The organism is Psychrobacter sp. AOP31-B2-9, assembly GCF_052378005.1.
Lineage (GTDB): Bacteria > Pseudomonadota > Gammaproteobacteria > Pseudomonadales > Moraxellaceae > Psychrobacter.
The window spans coordinates 13,812-37,901 of the sequence record NZ_JBQSXG010000017.1 but is presented as its reverse complement, the minus strand read 5'-3'; the positions used below and the strand labels follow the sequence as shown (position 1 = coordinate 37,901).

The window sequence follows — 24,090 nt, the reverse complement described above, 5'->3', positions numbered from 1 at the left end:
TTGTATAAGTTATAATGTTTTTCTTATATAAAAATAAACGATATAAGCGCGACATTAAATGTCGTGAATTATAGTAACGTAAATATCTTAACTGGCAAAAAATGGTCATCAGTGGCACACTAAATTGTCAGTTTGTATACGCAAGCTATTTAAATATCGCCTTAATATAGTTAGAGCAATTATCATGCCAAAATGAATCACAGTGATCAGACTGAATTTGTTTAAGTTGTTATTGATAAACTTTGAAGTGTTAAGTGTTTGATTACAAAACACCTATTTTTTAAAATTTAACATACATTGTCATTTGGATATCAAGGTATTCAAATGATCGTTTTGCCTCTTTCTCATCCCAATCAGATTATTGTCTATGTTTACCATTATTCAATCACACCGTACCGAAAACCTTGTCGATGAGTTGCTTGTACAATATCAGTCAAAAAACCAGTCGGTTTTTGCGCCTTTTATTGTCATTGTACCCTCAATGGTGTTGGGCGATTGGTTGGATAAAACCATTGCCAGCCGTGCTGGAATCAGCACCTTGGTACGTACTAAGTTTTGGGGTCAGTATCAGTGGACGCTCATGCAAGATGTGCTGAGCCGCCATAATACGTATTTATTACAAGCAGACCACTCTGCTAAAACCCTAAATGTACCTGACGTTGCGGTGTTGTCCCCGACAGTCATGCAGTGGCGGTTATTTGGATATTTGACCTATTATCAAGACGCTATTATAAAAGATGAAAAACACGCTGTTTACCCACTATTGTCATCTTTAATTGATGCGCCAAAACAAAACAGTCAGCAAGTCAATGGATCACAAGATAAGGCGCAACAGGATGCGCGTATTTGGCAGTTGGCAAGTGATTTGGCGCGGGTGTTTAACCGTTACTTAACCCACCGTGAAGATTGGTTGGCACATTGGTCAGATAACAAGCCGCTCAATATTGAGGAAATGCTAGCCAATAAAGACGCGTTATCACTGCGCTTTGATAAGTATGCTCGCGCCACGCCTGATTGGTTGGTGGCGCATTATGCTGAGCTAGAAGCAGCGCAGCGGTTTTTATGGTTACAGCTTTTTGCCGATGTGCACTTACACCGTGTGGCGCTCGAAAAAACTTTTTGGTCAGCGCTAAAAGGCAACAAGGCAGATGAGCGTGCTCAGTTGCCTAAAGTACTGCGTATTTTTACCATTCAGCAATTACCACAAACTGAGCTGGATTTTTTGCAGCAGTTATCAGAATACATGGATATTACCCTGCTGCACTACAACCCATCAAAGTTATTTTGGGCTGATATTGTCGATAAATCGTGGTTACAGCGCCAACAAATCATCAACCCAGAAAGTGTGTTTTTACGGGATTATGGCCATAGCTTGCTGTCGCGTTTGGGTAAACAGTCACGTGATACGTTTGCCATGCTTGCCAATTTGTCAGGTAATGAGCAATACCAAGATACGTCTGATCAAAACGTACTTGTAGAGTGGCAAGATAATTTTAATGATACGTTATCTATGGGTATCAACCATAAGCTGACTGATGCTACCAATAGCAGTGATGCGCTTAACGGTATGCAAAATAGCCCAAGTTTATTAAGGCGCTTGCAAAACGATGTGTTGATGCTTGATGAAACGGCTACTCAGCAAACTGCGGCGGCAAAAGTTTCTCAGGTAGTGAGCCAACAAATAGGGCTTGAGGATGAGAACGATCTGCAAGCAACACCATGGTATGAAGATGCCGCACTTGAAAACAAACGTTTTGAGAAAGAGCGTTTTTGGGCGATGTCTTCGCAAGACAATAGCCTAAGTATTCATTCGTGTCACAGTTTACAGCGTCAGCTCGAAGTACTGCGCATTATGATTGGACGCTGGCTTAATGAGCCAGTTCCAGCTAACGAAAAAAAACGCCATATATCTGACATTGTTGTACTACTACCTGATGTAGAGCGTCACCATGCGCTGATCAGCTCAATTTTTGTCAGTGGTAAAGGGCAAGACGGCTTGACTCTGCCAGCTAAAGTCACGGGTGTGGTGGATGCCGATATTCGTCAGTTATGGGATGCCATTATTGGTTTTTATAAATTATTGGGTAGCCACAGCGCCCGCTTTGAAGCCGCTGAGGTGTTGGACTGGCTGATGCTGCCGCCTTTGTTTGAAAGCTTTGGCTTGACCCATGAACAAATGAGCCGCGGTTGTGATTTATTGGTAGAGGCTGGATTTATTCGCGGTTTTGATGAGGGTCACCTTAAACAAACACTAGATGGCAATGACTATGACTACCGTTTTAGCTTTGCACAAGCGTTAGATAAACTGACTTTGGGCTTGGTGATGCCAGAGGCCAGTTTGAGCGATTGCTTGTATCCTATAAGTCAAGATGAGTGGCCAAGCACCGCCTTACCAGAGCGTAGCATACCGCTGTCTCAAGTGAGCTTAAACGATGCCATGATTGTGGAGGCTCTTTGCCGTATTTATGCAGGTTTAGCGGCCCGCCGTAGCGATTATATGCAAAAAATGAAAGCAGAAGACTGGCTCGACCAAATTGAGAGCCAAGTCATTCATCGCTACTTTGGAGATGTTGATCAAACCCGTACCATGCGCGCTATCTATAACGCCATGAACGGCTTTAAATCTAGCTTACGCGCCAACCGCCATTATAAGCAATACTCAAGTGGCGATAGTAGCAGCACAGAGATTGAGCAACGGCTGGCAGGAGTAGAGCAGCTACCGCTTAAGCTCAGCTTTATGTTAGATAGTATCGAGGTGGAGCTTGAGAGTCAGCAGGTCAGTGCCGAACCCACAGGTGTGATTACTTTTGGCCGATTTGGCGCACTTAGAAACGTGCCTTTTAACTTGGTGGTGATGCTTAACATGAATTTGTCGGAGTTTCCTGCACAAGACCGCGATAACCGCTACGATTTGATGAAAGCCGCCATCGCTCGTCGTGGTGATAGGGTGAGTGAGGATGATGATAATGGCGCGTTTTTAGATGCGCTGCTGTGCGCGCGGAGTGCGTGCTGGATATTTTATAACGGTCAAAGTTTAACAGACACGCATGAGCACCTGCCTGCCAACCCAGTCAGTGAGTTGTTACAGTTCTTGCAAGGAGAGGTACAGTGGCAAGTCAACTCGCTTGAAACGTTAGATTTACCCAACAATATTGACTCAGCTACCGACACACTAAAGCGTTATTTGCCAAAATTGATTAAGCAGTGGTTAGTGACAGAGCATCCTGCTTTGCCATTTCACAAAAGTTTGTTTGAAACCGATATCGAAATGGATATCAACACGGCTATGGCAGCTGATAATACTGCTGATGAACAAGCCGAAAACCATACGTCAGATAATCACTTGGCTGAGCGCGTTGATGAGCTGGATGCTATTTTGAGTAAGGCCATGCGCAAAACCAAACTGGCACAAAAAAAGCAGTTTCCACCTGCGCCGCTTTGGCAGGCTGTGTTTGACACACTAACGTCCCGAGTATCTAGCGAGCATGCGCCACTGGTTGGCCTGCCCACTAAAACACAGTACGAGGCAATTGCTCAGGTGTTAGGTACAGAGTTAGGTGTGCTTGGTCAGGCAGATGCGCAGACCTTAGATGTATTGGCTGAGCTACTGGCGCTAGATGGCGCAAGTGATTCACGCGATAGCAGTAAGACAGGCGAGGCGACCACAGCGCTTACCCAATCATTGTTTGATATTCATGAAATAGATGTAGAGGGTGTATTGGTTTACCAAGTGCGCCATCCTGCCAAAGCTTTTTTACGTAATCAAAAGGTTCATGTGGTACAAGGCGAAGAAGCGATGGCGCCTCAAGAGCCTTTGTTTTTAAACAACTTGACCACCTACCACATCAAAGAGTATTTGATTAACAGCTTGGCTTCTCATGCTACTACTAATAACACTGATGATAAAAATACGGCTGACAATAGCGTTGATAGCAGTGTTAATAACAGTGCCGATAAAAACAGCCAATTATTAATGTACCAAAGTATTATACCGGCAGGTGTGGCGCGTCAAACTACGATTCCCAATCAACAACAAAAACTGCAACAGCAATGCATGGAGTTTAAAGAACAACTGGTTGCTAATGGCTCTGCTGATGTAGCAGATCATACAAATGGTTTGCAGTTACTAACGCCAACCACTGAGCATCCTGTACAGATAGAGCTGGCGGCTGTACTAAACCATACTGACATTAATGCCGACAGCGCGTCACTGCTCAAGCGGTTACCGACATTGGTTAAGATAAAAGGCTTAGTGCCTGTATCGGCATCGGCAGAAATGTTAGCAGGCAAGGCATATGCCGAGCAGTCCCCTAAGCAGTGGTTAAATATATTACCCAACTCAGCCAGCTCCAAACATTTACTCAAGTTTTGGCTGTCGCATTTGTATTGGCAAATAGCTCGCCGCACCACTGCTGATCAAGTGGCATTAAATGATGGCGTGAGTATCTGGCGCTTTAATAAGCCCAGCTCACAGATCAAAGAATATGACAAAGTAATTGCATTTAAACTAAATCCAATTGTGTATGAAGACGCGATTGTTGAGATGATAAAGTGGGCTATTTTTTCTAATTTATCGGGTCAAGTACCCATTACGTTATTACCCGGATATGCGCTTAGCTATCTTGGTAAGTGCTCAAAAATGGAAGAAGGTGTTATCTATTGGCCAAAACGAGCTGACTTTTCAGATTGGCTGCGACCTGGATTTCACGTAGAGTCGGTATATGATACTTGCTCGCAGCATGCTATTTGGCAGTATGTATTACGTGATCAAGATGCCTTTAAGGCCTTATCTACTGCATTGACTAGCTTGGCAAAACCACTATACGCGCCAATGTTTGCCGCATTAGAGAGTTTGGACGGCTAGCTAGCAGACCGTTTTTTAGCCTGTTGATTTAATAGATAATAATTGAAAGTATATGACCATATGACAGACTTTACCGACTCCAACAGTATAGATGCTGCTAAATTGCCGTATTTATCAGATGAACACACACATTTACAGCGCCCAAGTGAATCAGATGATTTGTTTGGTGCGTCTGTTCATCCTTCTGAAAATATAGATGTGAGTGTCGCTATGGCTGAGAGTGAAACTGAGACTGAGTCTAAAGCTGTTGTACCAGCGGTTGATGTTGATTTGATGGGACGGCATTTGATTGAGGCGTCAGCTGGTACGGGTAAAACATGGACGCTTACGGGTATTGTGCTGCGTTTGCTGATTGAAGCAAAGCGCGCGCCTGAGCAAATCATTGCCACAACTTTTACCCGCGCTGCTGCTGCCGAGATGCGTCAGCGTATCCACGATCGTTTGGTAGAGTTTTATCAGATCATACAATGGGTCAATAGTTTGAGCGCCGACCTTGATAATAAAGAGGCCTTATACCCTGATATATTACAGGTGATGCCTGATACTGGTAAGGCGGAAAAAGACAAACATGGCACCAATAGCAAAGATGAGACGGTTGATACCAATATCAATACGGATTCTGACATTGATGCGGCAATTCAAATAGATACGGATGCAGATACGAGCGAGCTTAATCAAGACTTGGCTTATGAGTACGAACAAGTAAAACAAATAGCGGCAGAAAAACGCAAGCAGGCAAAAACAGCGCGTGAAGCGTGGTTGATCGAGCAAGCCAAATATGTGCGCTTAGATGGCATCATGCAAGATCCTATTAATCTGCATTTGGTTGGGTATTTGCTAGATCATGTATACAGCTATCCAATGTCGGATGCTATTCGTCGTACCGCACTGGTGTTAACCACGCTAGATAAACTGTTTGTGGGCACGCTCGATAGCTTGGCTCAAAAGTGGTTGATGGAATACAGTAGCGAAACTGGTCATCAGCAAGGCATGGATATTATTGAAGACAGCAGCATTGAGCAGGTGACTGACAGTATCGTGCATGATGAGTTGCGTCAATTTCAAAGTAGGCTATATCACGAGCAGCCAAAACTGTATGCGTTGCTAGATCAGCAAGGCAAGCTAACGGCGGTTAGCGATCATAAAAAATATGTGACGCGCTCGCTTAACTTTATCTCTGCACCGATTGATGAGGTAAAATTAGATCAAGGCTTTGATTTTGATGGCTATGAAAAGCTAATCAATGATTTTTCTCAGTTGGATCTAGCGGATATCCAGCCATATTTAAATCTTGATTATAGAAAGTCTCAAGGATTTAACGGAAACTCTAATTTATTGAAACAGTTTGATGCCATTGTTGATGTGCATCAAAAAATAGCCGAACATCAACTGGCATTTACTGGTTATTTAAACGATCGTGAGAAAAAGATTATTACGTCTTTACAAGATGCCAGATACCCAAACGAAGATGGAAAAATTAAGAACTTTAATAAAAATAAAGAGAAAGAGCATCAGGCTCTGTTTGCGTTAGAAACCATTAGTAAGTTAATGACGCTGTTAGATATGGTTGATGGGCTCAATCAGCATATTTTATTAGTGCTGGCCAATCTTAATCGCCACATCGTACTCGCAGTACGCAACCGATTGCCAGTAATTTTAGAAGAGCGCGGCGAGACGACTTTTAGCTTACAGATGGTGCGCTTAAACCAAGCGTTAACAGGCAAGCAAGGCGAAAAGCTGGCACGTTATATCCGTCACCATTACCCAGTGGCGTTAATTGACGAATCACAAGATATTAATGGTGAGCAGGCCATGATGATTGAAAGCATCTATCTGCCGAAGAAAAAGTCCAAAGTTGCTGATAATAATACAAGCTCAGCGACTAAAAAACCCAGCCATGAGTTTTTATTATTGGTTGGTGACCCAAAGCAAGCAATCTATGGGTTTCGTGGTGGTGACGTAGCGAACTATAACTACATGAAAGCCCAGTTTGATAACAGCAGCCTTTGGACGCTAGATATCAACCGTCGTTCAAACGAAAGCTTGATTGAGGCGCTTAATTGCTGGTTTGGAATGCCAACGGCAGCAACGGCCAATAACCATCTGTCGCAACTTGGTACGGGTATTTATTACCAATATATCAAAGCGGCCAAGCCAGACAACCAGCTGTCTTGGTATCATACGCCAAACTTGCTCAGTAGCCCCTTAGTGACCGACGTGCTCTCTGCCCAGCCGGTGAGCGTATTGCATTTGCCATACGATAAAGACAAAACGCTTGAGTATGATGAATTTGAGGTCATAGCACGTCATATTGCGACTGTACTCAATACTGGACAAACCTTAAAAGGCAAACCGATTCAGCCTAGCGATATTGGTGTGCTGGCACGTACCAAAAAAGACTTAAAACGGGTTGAAGATGAATTAGTCAAGCTTAATGTGCCAACCTTGACCACCAGCGATGTCAGTATTTTTGAAACCATCATGGCAGAGGATGTCGCGGCGCTGTTAAGTGCCATGCTGTACCCGTATCGTCACGATATGATTAATCGGGTGCTGACCAGTCATCTGTATGGCCTAAGCATTAAAGACATCAAAGCCATGATGCGCACCCATGAATCGGGTGTGGCACCACATAATGCCCCTAGTGTCGTTAATAAAAAAGCAGTGAATATCAAGGCGGCTAATAGTGAAAAAAGCTATCAAGATTTTATTACCTATCTCAAAGAAGCCGCACAGCGCTGGCAACACTTTGGTGTTTTGTCAGCATTACATTATCTGTTAGATGAAAGCCCTGTACAGCCACAAGGTGTATGGCAAGCACTAGCGGCGCATCCAGAAGGCGACCGCCATATCATGGATTTGCGCCACATTATGGATGTGTTGGCACAATACGGCATGGGAATGGGCGAGCATGAACTGTTGGCGTGGTTTAGGCAACATATAGACGCCGCACCCAATAGTGACTGGGCCAAACAATATCCCTTGCCGACAGAGTCTGGCGTACAGCTGATGACCATTCACAAATCAAAAGGGCTTGAGTTTCCGATTGTCTATGTATTAGGGATGGGCGATGCCAGTAGAAAATCGGGCAATAATGAGAAGTATGGCTTGTACCTATATAACGCGCAACAAGCGCCCTCAGCGTTAGCTCAGCAATCGATAGAAAATCAATCAACGGGTAATCAACGCCGTTTCTCACCTGTGCAAGGCTCTGCGACTACAGAGGACTACTACACCGAGATAGAGACAAAAGAAGGATTTGATGAGTTACGTCGCCTTGGCTACGTGGCCTTTACACGTGCCAGTGAGCAGTTATATATAGTATTGCGAGACCCTAACAACATAAAAGATATGAAGCGTAAACCGGTGTTTTATTGGTTTAACTCACCAGAACCAAAGTTTGAATTACCCGATAGACTCAAAGGCACTATTGGCATGATACGCGCGCATAATGTGGATGCGTTTTATCATAAAAACCCCAATCATGATGCGAGTGCGGTCGGCTTAACAGGCAATACTAATACCGCGCATACCACTGCTGCCTTAACTGCCAATCAACCCACAACCGAGATGATTGAGTACGCTGCGTTTTCGGACATTATGAAAATCAATTACTTTTATGGTTGGGCCAAAACCAGTTTTACCGCTTTAGCTCGTCAGCTTGACGACTCTATGCAAGCCATGGCAGTGATAGATGAGCGTATTGATGACGCTATCGACATTGATATAACAGACCCCTCAGCGTTACCAATCTTATCAGCCGGTGAGATGAGCGTTAAAACCGCAGAGGATATTCGTTTTACCTTTGTAAAAGGGGCCAATGCCGGTACGTTTTTGCACGAGATATTTGAAAAAATTGATTTTAATCAAAAATCACAGTGGTCTCAGGTGATTGATAGGGCTATCAGCAGCTATCAGTTGCCACTGGCTTATAGTAGTTTTGATCAGCAAAGCCGCATATTACAAGCCAAAAATAAGGCAGGTGGCCGGCCTATAAACACAGATTCTATTGATGCAAGTAAGCACGAGGCATTAATTGGCTGGATTGAAGAGGTGTTACATGCGCCGCTATTGGCATCAAATCAGCCTTTATATACTATTGATGCCACACGGCGGTTTGCTGAGCTAGAGTTTAATATGGGGTTGTCAGAAACTTTTAGAGCGCAAGATATTAACAAGCTCTTTGAGCAGTATTTACCTGATGATAAAGACAAACACATTAGCCTGATCGCACAAAACAAAAACCATCTGTATCGCTATTTACGCGGTGAGATTGATTTGGTATATGAGTATGCGGGCAAGTATTACGTGGTTGATTATAAAAGTAACTTTTTAGGAAATAGCCTAAGCAATTATAGTGAAAAAAATCTTAAACAAACAATGTCAAAAGCGGGGTATTGGCTACAAGCCGCGATTTATCAAGTGGCATTGCATCGGTTTCTTGCCATAAGAATAAGCGACTATGTAGGCAATGAACATAAATACCTTGGAGCTGTAGAATATGTGTTTTTACGGGGTGTGTATGATGCAAACGCAAACAGGGATAACGTAAGTGACGATATGAACACTACTACCAATAAGACTAACACTGACAGCAGCTTGATAGGTGAGGGCAGCCATAACCGTTATGGTCTAGTGACGTGGGACATTCCAATAGATTTTATTAAAGGGTTAGATGCGCTGTTTGGCTTGCCAGATTAGTCAGCTTGATCCGCATGAATTGGATATCAAATAAGTCGCATTAAGCCATAAAACAGAGACAAACGCACATGAATAATAATAACCATAAAAGCAACGCTGCCATCGGCTCACAAGAAAGCTGGGCCAGTAATATTAGCGATTATATATTGCTACGCCGTCAGCAAACGCATGCGGCATATAGCACGGCCAACTTTTATGGCAATACTGCTATCAATACTGATAGCAACGCAAAACCAGTCGATTCAACCAACGACAGCGCCTTATTTGCTGCTTTGTTTGTCATGCTAGCCGCCCACTTAGAAGAAGGGCACACCGTATTAACGGTTAGCGTAGCTGAGCATGAACAGCCACAACAAGGGCGGGTGAGTGGTGAGTTGGTCACGTTATATGCGTGGCAGCAGCAGCTGTTAGAGATGCTGGCCATGCCTGTTTTAGCATTGATTGATACCCAAACGGTGACTCACCTAAATATGAACGCAGTAGATACGCAAGCCACAACGACAGCCACAGACGAACAGATAGTGGCAGCGTTGATAGAAGAGCCATCCCTGTTTGATTTGCTAGACACTTTATTTGCCAAACGCGCCCAGTTATGGACGCAACTAGCACTCACCAATCACGAAAAGGAGATACTAGCCAAGCGCTTTGATATGATAGCCGCGCTTTATCAACGTTTAAAAAATACAGATTTGGCTACTTTTATTGGCTTAATTAAAGCACATTCGCTGTTTGCCACCGTTAATACAGAGATAAGTACTAACAATATAAATGATAACAGTCAAAATAGCCTAAGCAAAAATAATCAACCTATTATTTATCAGATTATCCACGAACAAAATAACGCAGCTAAATCAATAATCTTTTGGCTACACCGCGCATGGCAAGCAGAGTTTAATTTAGCGAAACACATTCATACTATTTTGAATCAACCGATAACCCCATTAGCCATCACCATGCCAGATAACCTTAATCCTCAGCAAGTGATGGCTATTAATGTAGCCAATCACCATGCCTTTAGTATTATTACTGGTGGCCCAGGTACAGGTAAAACCTATACAGTGGCGCAGTTAGTCATAGCCTTGCAACAAGCAGCAGACAGCGGGGTAGGTGAGCATGAGCCTATTAAGTTTAGTACAGACAGCGCAAGCTTAGCGTTAGCTGCCCCAACTGGAAAGGCCGCTCAACGTATGCAAGAGTCTTTACAGGCAGCTTTGGATGCGGCAAATGTAACATTACAGCTACAAGAAGCAAAAACCATTCATCGCTTGCTTGGTATTGGGCGTACGGGTAGTCCTCGTTATCATGCCAACAACCCGCTTGGCGAAGATATTATTATTGTAGATGAAGCCTCTATGTTAGGGGTAGAGCTAGCAAACTACCTTGTGAGTGCGGTGAAACCAGGTGCTAGACTGATATTATTAGGTGACGCAAACCAGTTAGCAGCAGTAGATGCAGGCGCAGTATTGGCTGATCTATGCCATATTCCGTTATTGCAATCTATTCATGCACAGCTGACTGAAAGCCGCCGTTTTAGTGCCGACTCTGGCATTGGTAAGCTTGCGTATCAAATAAACCAGTCAACTGTAGACACTAAAGTCATTTGGCAGTTGTTAAAAAATGATGATGCGTTAAGGTTTCAATACGTTAATACTCAGCAAGCATTATCAGATAATACAACAAAAAATAGCCTAAGCAATGAAAAAATTATTAAAAAAATAGCTCTGAATTACCAAAAATATATAAGTAAAATTAAAAATCTTCTAGAAATACCAATAGAAAAATCTGTACCAGAAAAAGTAAAAAATACAATTGCATCATTAATGAACACTTTTAATCAATTTAGAATTTTAAGTGCTGGCCACAACGGAGAGTGGGGTGATCACTATATCAATAATTACCTAACTCAATGGCATTTAGCTGAGTTAAAACTACCTTTAGGGCAAAACATATGGTTCCATGGTAGGCCAGTTATGGTGTTACAAAACAATTATGAGCTTGGGTTGTTTAATGGTGATATTGGTTTTTGTTTGCAAACTCAAGATAATATGAACAAATTAGAAGTGTTTTTTGAAAATAGAACACAGGGCATCGCTGTCAATTTGCTAAATGAAGAACTGGTTGCGACTGCATATGCAATGACCATTCATAAATCGCAAGGGTCAGAATTTGACCATGTAGCGATCACGTTTGATAATAGTCATACAAGGTTGTTAAGCAAAGAGCTAATTTATACAGCAGTCACACGAGCGAAAAGACAGGTGACAATATATAGCACCAAGCATGCGTTAGAAAAAGCGGTACAAACACCCACTGAACGCCATACTGGATTAGCATTACAGTTTGCTAAACTTGACTAAATTGTATTTTGATATACATGATAGGTATAGTTGATTCACTATAAAATAAATACAGCGATACGGGTTACATTTTGCGCCGCCTCTGTCTGAGCAGGCACAGCAAGCAAGAAAAACGTAACCCATATCGCGTAGTTGTACCTCTTTTATTTAGGACTGACTATAACTGTCTGAAAAATAGGATTACAATTGTCTTAATTTTATACCATGCTAAAAAATCGATGAAATAGTTTATACGAATATAAATACTGTATGAGTAATAAAATCAACAAGGCATAACTCTCAAGTAATAAAAAAGCATCCAATTTGGATGCTTTTTTAGGACCTAAATGCTCTTAAGTCAATAAGTATAAGTCATTAAGTATGGGACTTAAACTTTATCTTCTTTGATAGCATAAATACCTGGCAAGTGGCGTAAGTAACCATGGAAGTCCATGCCACAACCATAGACATAACGGTCTGCGACATTGATACCGACAAAATCAACATCAAAACCTTTAACTTTACGATCATGTTCTTTATTCAGCAAAACACAACATTCAAGCGATAATGGTTTTTCTTTTCCTAATTCTTCAACGACTGTTTTTAGGGTAATGCCTTCATCAAAAATATCATCAATCAGCAATACATGCTCACCCGTGATATCAACATCTGGCTTAAACTTCCAGTCTAGCTCGTTTGTACCTTCGTTATCACGATAACGTGTCGCATGGATGTAATGCATGCGATGATAGAAAGTCAAATGCGTCAGTAATTGACCTGCTGGAATGAGTCCGCCATTCATCACAACCATGACGATAGGGTTTAAACCAGCATAATGTAGATTAAGTTGTGCGGCAAGACGTTCGTAAGCAGCAGCAACTTCGATACTACTTATAAGGCAATCTGAGTTACGTAATGTTTTTTCTATTTCTTGGTTACTGATTTGGGTCATCGGATGCGCCTTCGGTAAAAAGTGCCGCTTATTTTAGCAAATTTAAAAAAAATTTCCCAATAGCATGTGACTGTTGAGACAAAATTAATTAAATTTTAATGCTCATTCTGGCTTTTCTACGATGAAAGGGCGGTAGTAGTTCGCCAAACGATTTAATGAGCTGTCAGGCAGATCTGGTAGTAGCTTATGAAGTGCAATCCTCATACCTTTGTCAATCGCAGCCTTGGCGACTGGTACTGATTTGCGTTTAATGATACCTAGCTTCAAGGTTTCAGCGTAGTTGCTGATAAAGTGCGTCAGGGTTTGGTCATTCATTGTTTCAAGTGCTGCTCGAAACAAAGGCATGTCTACATGCTCAGGAGTGATAGCAGAAAAACCTTTAGTGATGGTTTCGGCATCTGTTTCGGACAGTTTAAAGCCTACCCGCATAACGCCTTCATTATCAATAAATGTGGCTCGCTCTCTCAAAAAATGAAAACTAGGAAGCACTTCTTCGTTATTTTCTTTACCAAGCAACACATTAAGTAGTGTATCTGCTGTTTTTTCAACAGTAGCAACTATTTTTTGCATAGAAGCTTTGCGTTCAGGGTTTGGCGTAATTTCAACCAACCCGACCAATAAACTATCAATCAAATCTCGTGCGGTCTGATGGGTAAGTGCATCACGGTAAGGGTAATAAGCGACTGTCTCATTTGATGCAATCACTTGTTCAGCCTCAGCAATGGCTGCTTTTAATTTATCTGAAGGTATGAATCCAAAATAATGCGCCATTATGCTTCCTTTATTTGTGTTGTCGATTCCTGATCGACGGTATCGCTTTCATTAAGCACGTCATTCTATTGAAGAATAACTATCTTTGAAAAAATCTATAACAGCCCCTAATCCAAGGTTTAATAGGTTGTATATAAATGAGTAACTTTCTCTAATTGTAAAATATAGGTTTTGTAGGTAGCAATCACATTAAAATATCGCTATTATCTGCCTGCTAATGGGTCGGCCGATTTACTCGCTGCACCCTAATCTATTATATTTTATATATTTTGATTTAAAAAGCTTGAACTCATAAGGTGATTTTCTACTTGTCTAAGGAGAGATAAGATGAATAGTGCTATTGTACTACTATTTGGCGTTGCCGCTATGCTCTGCGGTTACGTATTTTATTCAAAATTTATTGCCACAAAAATTTTAGCATTGGACAGCAGTCGTCCTACGCCAGCTCATACCATGAAAGACGGTATAGATTATGTCCCTACTAATAAATATGTATTATGGGGACACCATTTCACTTCAGTAGCAGGAGCTGCACCAATTATTGGTCCTGCCATTGCGGTTATCTGGGGTTGGGTACCTGCCGTCCTTTGGGTGGTGTTCGGTACTATTTTTATGGCTGGTGTACACGATATGTCAGCTATTTGGGCAAGTATGCGCAACAGAGGTCAGTCGATTGGCTCTATTGCAGGTACTGTCATGGGCACCCGTGTCCGCAGTTTGATGATGGTTGTCATCTTCTTATTACTACTAATGGTCAATGCTGTATTTGGCGTGGCTATTGCTAATATGATGATTAAAACACCATCTGCTGTATTGCCAGTTTGGGGAGCCTTAGTGGTTGCCTTTATCATTGGTCAGTGTATTTATCGCTACAAAATGAATTTGGTCTGGGTATCAATTATTGGGGTAACTGCTTTATACAGCCTTATCTATCTTGGTACTATATTTCCTATTGCGCTACCTGAAACTATTTTTGGGTTACCTGATAACGCCGTATGGATTCTTATCTTGTTTAGCTATGCCGCGATAGCGTCATTATTACCAGTATGGATGCTGCTGCAACCTCGCGATTATATTAATGGTTTACAGTTATTTGTTGGTTTAATTCTATTGTATGCTGCTATCTTTATTGGTACTCCTGATATTGTAGCACCAGCGATCAATACCTCATTACCAATGGATACACCTTCACTACTACCATTGTTGTTTGTGACGATTGCTTGTGGTGCCATATCTGGTTTCCATGGTTTGGTGGCAACAGGAACGACCTCTAAACAGATTGACAAAGAAGAAGACGTTCGTTTCGTTGGTTATTTCGGTGCACTTGGCGAAGGTATGCTAGCACTTGGGGCAATCCTTGCGGCTACTGCTGGCTTTGCTACCCTTGGTGATTGGCAAGCGGTCTATCAAAAGTTTGGTGATGGCTCTATCGGCGCCTTTATCGATGGCGGTGCAACGATTCTGAGTGCTGGCGTAGGTATTGATATGGTGCTATCACAGACCATGCTGACAGTCATGGCAGCGTTGTTTGCTGGTACTACGATGGATACTGGTGTACGTTTACAACGTTATATCTTCCAAGAATTTGGTGAGATTTACAAATTACCTGCATTAAGTAAAGGTATCGTCGCAACATTACTAGCAGTGGGCAGCTGTTTATTACTAGCATTTGGTGCTGGTGGTATCGATGGTGCTGGTGGTATGATTATTTGGCCACTATTTGGTACGACCAATCAGCTAATGGCTGCGTTAACCTTAATGATTGTAACGGTTATCTTGTTACGTAAAGGCAAGCCTGTCTGGTTTACATTAGCGCCGTTGTCGTTCCTATTAGTGATGACCGTATTTGCACTACTGATTCAGCTCAAAACCTTCTTTACCGATGGAAATTGGCTACTTATTATTATGGATATTATTATCTTAGTCGCTACTATTTTAGTGACTTTTGAGAGTTTGTCTGTACTACGTAAAGAATGGTCGTTACATAAAGGTGAAGGCGGTGACGTTTAAACATTAAATCATATTAAATGTCTGTTCAATAAAAAACGCTAGCAGCCATTGCTGGCGTTTTTTGTTTCAAATAGGCATTATAGATAATAAGAGCTAAGTAAAATACGAGCATATTATGGAAAATGACAATATATCAAATGGGATAGAAAGCATTCAACCGTTAGAGAGCAACCAACCATGGTGGCAGCGATTTAAGCATGGGCTAAATGAGTTTTATCATGCGCCATACCGCCAGACGATGGCACGTGCGGCACGTGATGAAGAAGATTTTTTTATGTTGCTCATGTTTGCTGAAAGCTTAGGTATCGATAACCCTGCCAGCTTTTATACACTAGAGCTACAGCCGCTATTTTTAGAAAATTTTCACGAATGGCATACTAGAATGGGTATGGATAGATGTCCCTTTGACCACGTTGGTTGCTGCTAATAACTTATTGGGCACAAAGAAATAAGAATTAATTGAAAAATGAGATAAAGCTATGGCGTTACACCCTTTACATGGATTGGTAGAGCAGTTAGAGACACAACCGATTATATTTATCGGTGGAAAAGGCGGCGTAGGGAAGACCACGACTGCCGCCGCACTGGCTAGCTACTATGCTAGCCAGCAGCAAAAGACCTTAATTGTCTCGACTGATCCAGCACATAGTTTGGGCGATGTTTTGAATGTTCGCCTAAGCAACGAAAAAACAGTGATGTCACCTTATTTAGATGCCATCGAGCTAAATCCAGACATCATCGTTGATGCGCATTTTGCACAGGTTGAGCGCACTATTACAGCCTATGCCAATCCAGATATGATGCCCAAGATTCGAGAGCATTTGCAGCTATCAAAATCAGCTCCAGGTGCCCAGGAAGCTGCGATGCTTGAATCTATGTGTCAGCACTTAGTCAGCGCCGCAGATACAGATTATGATCATATTATTTTTGATACGGCACCAACAGGGCATACTCTACGGTTATTGGTACTACCAGAGATGATGGGTGCGTGGACAGATGGACTGCTTGCACAGCAGCGACGACAGTCTAAGTTACGCTCGGTGGCAAACCATTTAGACAGTCACAATCAAAAAAACGATAAGAACGATGTGGCAAATCCGTTTGCAGCAAAAAAATCAGACCGCTGGGAACAAGCCGTATCTGTATTAGAAAAACGCAAACAGCTGTTTCGTCAAGCAGGAGCATTACTTCACGACCGTGCTCAAACAGCTATTGTGTTGGTTATGACTGCAGATGTATTGCCATTGGCTGAGACCAGACGTGCGATCAAGCAGTTAGAAGACAGCAAACTCACGCCAGCAGCGATCGTCATCAATCAGCTGATAACACCTACTCAGTCTGATAACTTTTGGCAGCTGCGTGCCGATAGACAACAGCAAATTATGCAAGATATAGAGACAAGCTTTACTAAGTATCCGCTATATCCAATCTATCTACAGCAGACAGATGTACGTGGTACTGATGCATTGAGTGCTTTACTGAAACCAGTACTCTAGGTTTTGAATAATAACGTATGTACTTATTATCAATTATGCTTAATTTGGCGAGTCATGATTGTACGACTGTAATTTGGCCGAGAGCGACCACGCCATATCTGCTCGTAATAGCTGCGCTTGCTCAGACTTGCCACTACTAAGTGACGACCATTGCGGCTTACCACGGGCTTTTTTTAACTCGCTTGGTAGTTTGTTGGTTGGCCATGGCGTCACTAGATTATCGTCTTCATTCTCGCTTGATTCATCATCATGTTTTGCGCCGTTATATATCAATTGGGTCGCATCTGTCGCTGCATGACCACGATGACGCAACGCGGTCAGTAAATCAATCGCTCGAGTAGCCAGTAGTGTCAACGTAGCAGGGTCGATATATAAGCGCTTCACCCCTGTAATCCTATCAGCAATACTACTGGTATTAGACAACAACCCTCCGGCAATACCACCAATTGCTGTACCCAAGCCTAGCGTCATACCCAATGCGGCTGCATCAACACCTAAGCCCAACAGTGCACCAGCGGCCGCGCCCGAAGTCGTACGAATACCATAGCTTTTGAGAAGTTCAGGGTCAAATGGGTCTTGTTGATAGGCTTGTAGCTCCAGTGGGGTTGCAGCGACAGCATTGTCATAGAACTTATATAAGTTGAGCAAGTTATGCTGCATGGTACGTTCGCTCTGTCGAACGGCTTCCTGCATTTGTGTCAGTACTGGCATGGGATCGTCGCTGTCATTAATCTCACGCACAAAAGCTGCGACATTGATCAAAAAGTCAGCAATAACGATATTTGCCTCGTCACTCAGCCGTGCCCAGTTTTCGGTCCGACGTTGCATCAATTGCTCAAGCATCTCAGAATGGGTGAGCATGGTGGCTAAGTTTTGCCATAGGCGCATCTCATCTTCGAATTCAAAAGCAACTGAATCAAAACGCGTCGATATATGCAAATTTCGTCTTGCCAGCATCGTCTGCCATTCATCGATATTGGCATTCTGACTGTCGGTGAAATTAAAGACAGGCATGACAGGAATGGCTGCCCAAGACAAGATAGCCAGCTCGTCTTTATATTTGCCCAGCACTGGCTCGCGCGCATCGACGACATAGATAGCCATATCACTTGCTAGTAGCTGACGAATCACTTTGGCTTCTTGGCTATAGTCATAGCTTTGTGCATGATAGCTATCTGCATGATTCTCTAAAGGGTTATCTAAATGGCTGTCTGAAGCACCACCATTTGTCCCTTGAGCAATATCCGCAGCCAAAAACTGCTGCAAACGCTCAATCCCATCACGGCGACTGGCGGTATTATCCTCTAACCAATCCATCAACCCTGAGGCATCTTCTAGACCAGGCGTATCATATAGTGCGACTAGTACTTCGCCAGTTTGGCTATCTGTTAACTGAGCCTGTTCGACATGTCGTGTGGTGGCGGCCTCGTTTTTTACTTCACCAAAATACACGTCGCGTAATAAGGTGCGCAGGATAGAGGTCTTACCTGTATTGGTGTGACCGACAACGGCTAGTTTGAGTGGCTCACCACTAGCGATGGTTTTTTTAGCGGCTTGCTGTTCCTTATCTAATGTCGGTTGCTCTGCTATATGTGACTGTGATTGTGTATCAGATACAGATAGTGGTGCAGTTTTTGAGTGAGGTGTTGAGTCATTTGAATCAGGTGTCACCTTATACGCTTTATCTGCAAAAAGACCAACCGGTTTATCATTGTTTTTATTGCTTTCATGAGTGTTATTGTCATTATTCATAATAAAATCTTATATTAATTATCGATATGCTTAAGCGTTAAGCCGCACTAGTAGGTGGTAGGTAGATGATAGGTGAATTGCTCTACGCATCTGTATCGACCAAACCAATTTCTCGTGCAGATAACGCAGTCTGCCACTGCTGATAGCGAAGGCCTTGGTTTTCTACTTGCTGTGATTCTGACGTATGCAAATCTGAAGCATCAACAGTCAGACCCGTGTCGTTCAGTAGTTTTACAATCAGTCCCTCTTTTGCATGACTGGCAATCTGATCAAGTTTGCGTAATGTGCCACGGTCAGGCAATGCTCTATTATGAATACCGAGTAACACTTGTACTGGATGATTGTCTAGATACGTTTTTAACCGTGCCATATCATCACGATCATCTAATATGCCAAAATTCTCCACATCGCCCTCAAGTGTGTTATCAAAACCTGATTGCCACCAGCTATCTTGCTCGGTTGGGTATTCAAGCAGTGCAACCAGTTTCTTGCCAGCGCTCACGGTGGCTTTCGGTGCGATAGGAGTAGGTGCCTCATTAAAGTCATCGGCGTCAACCACTTGGCGTTGCCAAAAACTCAAAATCTTCTGATAATAAGGCAGTTTAAGATCTAAACGCATTTTTTTTCGGCGAAACATTAAGGCGCACCCCCCCCAAGCAAGCGCTCGTGGTACGATGCCATACATCAGCAAGCTACCGATTAGTAGTCCGGCCCATTGCCGCGCAACAGATAGCGGCATAGCATCTGTCACCAATCGACTCTGTGCGATAGCCGCACTGTCCGGCACCCCAAATCCCACCATGCTAGGTAGCCAGCCTAATATCTGAGTCAAAGTAATAAGCGCCTGATCAGATAATAGTGTCGACTCCCAACTAAAGCTGTACTGACGCACAATCAACAAAAACACAATTGCCAATAACATACCTGTCAATGTCGCAAGCCACAATTGATGGCTGAACCTGCCAAGATACCAGCGCATACCGCTATGATGTAATTGACGTTCGTACAAATTCACAGCCGCCTTGGTCACATCATCCTTACCACGTATCAGATAACTGGGACTGACAAAACTGGCGAACCAATTGGATGATTGCTTACCTTGATTAACCAAAGTCATGGCAAGCCAGCCTAAGAGCATAATAGTATGAAACCCTAATAAGCAAACCAACACATAAAAGAAATTCACCACATTGGCCTGTAGTAGCGTAAATAAGCCCAAAAATCCTGAGATGCACCACACCACACTCATTACGACCATGATGCCTTTGATACGGCCATCAATCTTACCCAATACTCGTGTCAGTGCACCATTACTGTCAATACGTGAAGCGCGGCGATGCAGCTTTTGTATCGGTTTGCCATCTTCATTTTGCAGCTTTTCCGTGATGAGTAGCGGGTCAGTGGCAAATACATGCTGCTGTGTCTCAAGCGTGCGTACCAACTCAGTTAATTGGTCTTGGGGTGATAGCATAATGCGATAACATCCGTATAAAAGCGTTAAGGTAAAATAGCAATAATTGGTTATTGTAGCCTATATATAGGGTCTATTGAACATTCAAACATCAGGGCTATTAATCGCTAAGATTACACTAGACTAGGCATAAGCTGATGATTTTGCCAATAAACGAATAGGAATGATTCATAAGTGCCCATCTTTTAAACATTTTCATTACGGTAAAAACCCTAAGCGTACGCCAAAATAAGCTATGTTCAGTACTATAAAACTAATAAAAACTCAAATAATAAGAGCAGGAAAATCATCATGAATAATAAAACCTATCTAATCATTGGTGGTACAGGTGGCATTGGTAAGGCGATGATAGAGCAGCTAACCGCCAACACAGCACATGACACGTTTGTCTTTGCTACTCATAATAAGAACCTACCTGATTTTGAAGCAGCCAATCTACACTGGATATCGATGGATGTCTGTGATGAGAGCAGTATCGAACAAGCGGCTGACATCATCAAACAGCACACGGATCATATCGACTGGGTCATTAACTGTGCGGGATTATTGCATACTGAAACGCAGCAACCGGAGAAAGCCCTGCGCCAGATGGAGACGGATTTCTTTTTACAGAATATGCAAGTAAACGCTCTAGCCAGTTTGCTGATTGCTAAGCATATGAAATCATTGCTGGTAAAAGCTAAGCGCAGCAACAAGGTACCCGCTGTTTTTGCGACGATATCAGCGCGAGTGGGTAGTATCAGTGACAATCAATTGGGCGGTTGGTATAGCTACCGGATGAGTAAAGCTGCACTCAATATGGGAATGAAAAACCTAAGCATCGAATGGGGTAGGTCGTTCAAGGACGTATGCATGGTAGTCATGCAGCCAGGAACGGTTAACACGCAACTATCAGCGCCGTTTCAAGGCAATGTGGCTGACGGACATTTATTCTCGCCAGCCTATAGTGCTGAATGCTTGTTAGAAGTACTGAGTGGTATGACGGCAGCACAATCAGGCAGTTTTGTAGATTGGGCTGGAGAGTCTATTTCTTGGTGATAGCGGTATAGCGGTGAGAAATGAGCGAGTCGTTGCTTTAGGTCATCAAGTACAGTAAACCTAAAACGAATAACGCTGACATGATTAATAGTAAAAAGCTGAGAATCTTACTCGTGGTAGAAGTAGAGCTTGTGCTTTCTTTTTTTACTTTCACTTTTTTGACCACATGTAGCACCATTTTTACATGCTCAATATTGTCTTCGAGGTAGTGTTCGCCTTCGGGTACAAACCCTAAAGACTGATAAAAATCTAGCAAGTAGGCTTGTGCAGAGATAATGATAGGGCGTTTTTTGCCATATTTTTTACGACAATGTGCAATAGCATGGTTCATCATATCCCGTGCTAAGCCGCCACCTCGATGCTCTGCTAATACCAGCACGCGACCAATCGCAGACATAGAGGTATCACTCGGTGCGGCGTCGGCTACCGACAGGTTAGATTTTAACTTATTAAATTCAGGCGGAATGATTCGGCAATATGCGATCAGGGTCTCATTTTGATGGGCGATCAGATGCAGACAGTCAAAATCCAGCTCATCCATATCTTGATAAGCGCAGTTTTGTTCGACCACAAACACTTGCGAGCGCGCTTTTAAAATATGATAAAGATCAACCGAGGTAAGTTCATCGAACGTTTTAACAGAAAAATTACAGGTCATAATGAAGCAGCTTTTAGCGGATTGATTTGGATTTGGCTATAGCGACTTTTAACTATAGTAACGATTAGGGTCTATTAAACATTCAAACATTAGTACGGCTAATCGCTATTTGACTGTTCAATAGACCCTAGAATTTTTTAAGTAAGGATCATTATAACGATTTAAGCACGTATTAACCATTGCTAACCATGTAGCGTTTGACTGATCTTATCCAAATTCAAGCTGTCAGACATGGCGCTAAAAATCTCAAAGTACTTGCCACGTTGTTTATACAGTTCCTCATGCGTGCCTGTCTCGACTACTTGGCCATTTTCTATCACTACCAAATCATCAGCATCAATAATCTGCGCAATATTGTGCGACACAATAATTACGGTTCTATCTTTTTTGATCAAATCCAAGCTTTTTTTGACTTGCTGACTGGCAATGGCATCAAGACTGGCGGTTGGTTCATCCAAAAATACGATAGGCGGATCCTTCAAAAACATCCTAGCCAGTGCAATGCGCTGCTGCTGACCACCAGACAGCGATTTGGCTTCGCTGTCATAGCCACTTGGTAGGGCAATGACTTGCTGATGTATTGACGCTTTTTTAGCAGCGGCAATGATATCTTCGTCCGTTGCACTCATGTCTCCATAACGAATGTTTTCACCAATCGTACCCGAAAAAATATGGTTGCTTTGTAGCACAAGGCCAATTTTCTGTCGTAAAGCTTGCGTATCATAGTCGTCTAAATCATGACCATCTAAGCAAATACTACCGGCTTCTGGCTCATAAAATTTAACCAACAGATTGATGATGGTGCTCTTGCCAGCACCGCTTAAACCCACTAGCGCGGTAATACGATTGGGTTTAATGGTAAAGCTGACATCGTTTAAGGCTTTGGTACCATTAGGATAAGTAAAATCGACGTTTTTTAGCTCAATGTGGCCTTGCAACTGCTGACTTGGTAAGCCACCAATCGTCTCGACTTGCTTGTCGTCTTCTAAAATATCAAAAAATCCTTCGGCATAGGTTAGTGCATTGTTGATCTGATCGTAAATGCGATGCAACTGACGAATGGGCGCGGCGACATTTTGAAACAGCATGACATGAAACAAAATCATACCAATGGTCATCTCGCCTTTTAGCACAAAATAGGCCGTGAGTAAGATAATCATCACCACGCCAATCTGTTCGATAAAGGTTTTGACGCCATCATAAATAAAAGCAATGCTACGAATACGTAGCTGATTGTCAGTCATGTCTTTTTGAATCGCCAAGTGCTTTTGGGCTTCAATGGGTTCGCGTACAAAAGACTTGACCACGCTGATGGCGTTAATTAAGGAGATAACCAGCCCGCTTTTTGTTTCGCGGTAACCACGCATTTGCCGCCGAAATCCTTGCAGGCGGTTGGCTTGTTTTTGACTGATAAAGAAATAAATGGGCACAATGATAAGACCAACCATGCCTACCCAAAAATTGGTAGAAAACATGATGACGAGTGACACAATGGCACTGGCAAATAACGGCAGCATGTCAATAAAAAAGTTCTGTACCAAGCTGGTGAGGCTACTGACACCTAAGTCAATACGGGTTTGTAGTTTGCCGCTGTCGTTATTGCTACTGGTATAAAATGCCATGCGATAGGTGAGAATACGCTCAACCACCTTTTGAGATAAATCTCTTGAGAGATTGATGCGGATTCTTTCGCCAAAGTAGCGTTGCCCAAATGAGATAAAAATAGACAATACTTCTTTGATGAGTAGCACCGCACTAATAATACCTAGCATACGTCCACCCGCCGCCCAAGGGTCGGTGAGGGTAGCGATGTCGGTTAAGGTGTCTACGGTGTAGCGCAATACAAAAGCGTTGACCTGCGCGGTAAACGAGCCGAGTACCGTTAATATCAACGTGAGTAAAATTAACGCTTTGTAAGGCGCGGCAAACACGGCTAGCTTTTTGAGGATAGACCACAGTAAAGCGCCCCGTTCTGCTTTATTGGTGGGCGGCTTGATATTAAGTGGAACGCGGCGCGGTGGGGTTGGCATATCGAAAATAA

The 24,090-nt window shown here is 42.7% G+C and carries 13 protein-coding genes; 7 read left to right on the top strand and 6 right to left on the bottom strand.

Going from position 1 to position 24,090, the window contains the following annotated elements; genetic code table 11:
* Positions 1–367 precede the first annotated feature (367 nt).
* From ACT3SX_RS03715 to recD, 3 genes are all read left to right on the top strand, one after another.
* On the top strand, positions 368–4,864 hold the full coding sequence (locus ACT3SX_RS03715) for an exodeoxyribonuclease V subunit gamma (RefSeq protein ID WP_192518476.1): 4,497 nt from the start codon (positions 368–370) through the stop codon (positions 4,862–4,864).
* A 210-nt stretch (positions 4,865–5,074) separates the two neighbouring features.
* Positions 5,075–9,565, top strand: coding sequence for a UvrD-helicase domain-containing protein (locus tag ACT3SX_RS03710; RefSeq protein ID WP_413038426.1), 4,491 nt, complete (start codon positions 5,075–5,077; stop codon positions 9,563–9,565).
* A gap of 68 nt (positions 9,566–9,633) precedes the next feature.
* Positions 9,634–11,922 (top strand): exodeoxyribonuclease V subunit alpha, encoded by a 2,289-nt coding sequence (gene recD / locus ACT3SX_RS03705; protein WP_192518474.1) that lies wholly within the window; start codon positions 9,634–9,636, stop codon positions 11,920–11,922.
* A gap of 367 nt (positions 11,923–12,289) precedes the next feature.
* Here the strand turns inward: recD and ACT3SX_RS03700 are convergent, their stop codons facing one another.
* Positions 12,290–12,853, bottom strand: coding sequence for a hypoxanthine-guanine phosphoribosyltransferase (locus ACT3SX_RS03700; protein WP_192518473.1), 564 nt, complete (start codon positions 12,851–12,853; stop codon positions 12,290–12,292).
* A gap of 102 nt (positions 12,854–12,955) precedes the next feature.
* Entirely contained in the window at positions 12,956–13,624 is a 669-nt protein-coding gene (locus ACT3SX_RS03695; protein ID WP_192518472.1) for a hypothetical protein, read from the bottom strand.
* Positions 13,625–13,951: 327 nt separating this feature from the next.
* Here ACT3SX_RS03695 and ACT3SX_RS03690 point away from each other — a divergent pair, with 327 nt between their 5' ends.
* From ACT3SX_RS03690 to ACT3SX_RS03680, 3 genes are all read left to right on the top strand, one after another.
* The gene (locus ACT3SX_RS03690) at positions 13,952–15,634 is read left to right on the top strand and encodes a carbon starvation CstA family protein (protein ID WP_192518471.1); all 1,683 of its coding nucleotides are present in this window, start codon (positions 13,952–13,954) and stop codon (positions 15,632–15,634) included.
* A 115-nt stretch (positions 15,635–15,749) separates the two neighbouring features.
* On the top strand, positions 15,750–16,061 hold the full coding sequence (locus ACT3SX_RS03685) for a cory-CC-star protein (protein WP_192518470.1): 312 nt from the start codon (positions 15,750–15,752) through the stop codon (positions 16,059–16,061).
* A gap of 52 nt (positions 16,062–16,113) precedes the next feature.
* Complete coding sequence (locus tag ACT3SX_RS03680; RefSeq protein WP_442069528.1) at positions 16,114–17,130, top strand: ArsA family ATPase; 1,017 nt, start codon at positions 16,114–16,116, stop codon at positions 17,128–17,130.
* Positions 17,131–17,169: 39 nt separating this feature from the next.
* Here ACT3SX_RS03680 and ACT3SX_RS03675 read toward each other — a convergent pair whose 3' ends face one another.
* Both ACT3SX_RS03675 and ACT3SX_RS03670 read right to left on the bottom strand, forming a co-directional pair.
* Positions 17,170–18,882: a DUF3482 domain-containing protein gene (locus tag ACT3SX_RS03675; RefSeq protein ID WP_192518468.1), complete on the bottom strand. Its 1,713-nt coding sequence runs from the start codon at positions 18,880–18,882 to the stop codon at positions 17,170–17,172.
* An 82-nt stretch (positions 18,883–18,964) separates the two neighbouring features.
* Positions 18,965–20,353: a DUF2868 domain-containing protein gene (locus ACT3SX_RS03670; protein ID WP_192518467.1), complete on the bottom strand. Its 1,389-nt coding sequence runs from the start codon at positions 20,351–20,353 to the stop codon at positions 18,965–18,967.
* A 291-nt stretch (positions 20,354–20,644) separates the two neighbouring features.
* On the opposite strand from ACT3SX_RS03670, the gene ACT3SX_RS03665 reads away from it, so the two are divergent.
* Positions 20,645–21,391: an SDR family oxidoreductase gene (locus ACT3SX_RS03665; RefSeq protein WP_442062099.1), complete on the top strand. Its 747-nt coding sequence runs from the start codon at positions 20,645–20,647 to the stop codon at positions 21,389–21,391.
* A gap of 37 nt (positions 21,392–21,428) precedes the next feature.
* Here ACT3SX_RS03665 and ACT3SX_RS03660 read toward each other — a convergent pair whose 3' ends face one another.
* Both ACT3SX_RS03660 and ACT3SX_RS03655 read right to left on the bottom strand, forming a co-directional pair.
* Positions 21,429–22,049 carry a GNAT family N-acetyltransferase gene (locus ACT3SX_RS03660; RefSeq protein ID WP_192518465.1) on the bottom strand — a complete coding sequence of 207 codons (621 nt, stop codon included), beginning with the start codon at positions 22,047–22,049 and terminating at the stop codon, positions 21,429–21,431.
* A gap of 182 nt (positions 22,050–22,231) precedes the next feature.
* Positions 22,232–24,079, bottom strand: coding sequence for an ABC transporter ATP-binding protein (locus tag ACT3SX_RS03655; RefSeq protein ID WP_192518464.1), 1,848 nt, complete (start codon positions 24,077–24,079; stop codon positions 22,232–22,234).
* Between the last annotated feature and the right edge of the window lie 11 nt (positions 24,080–24,090).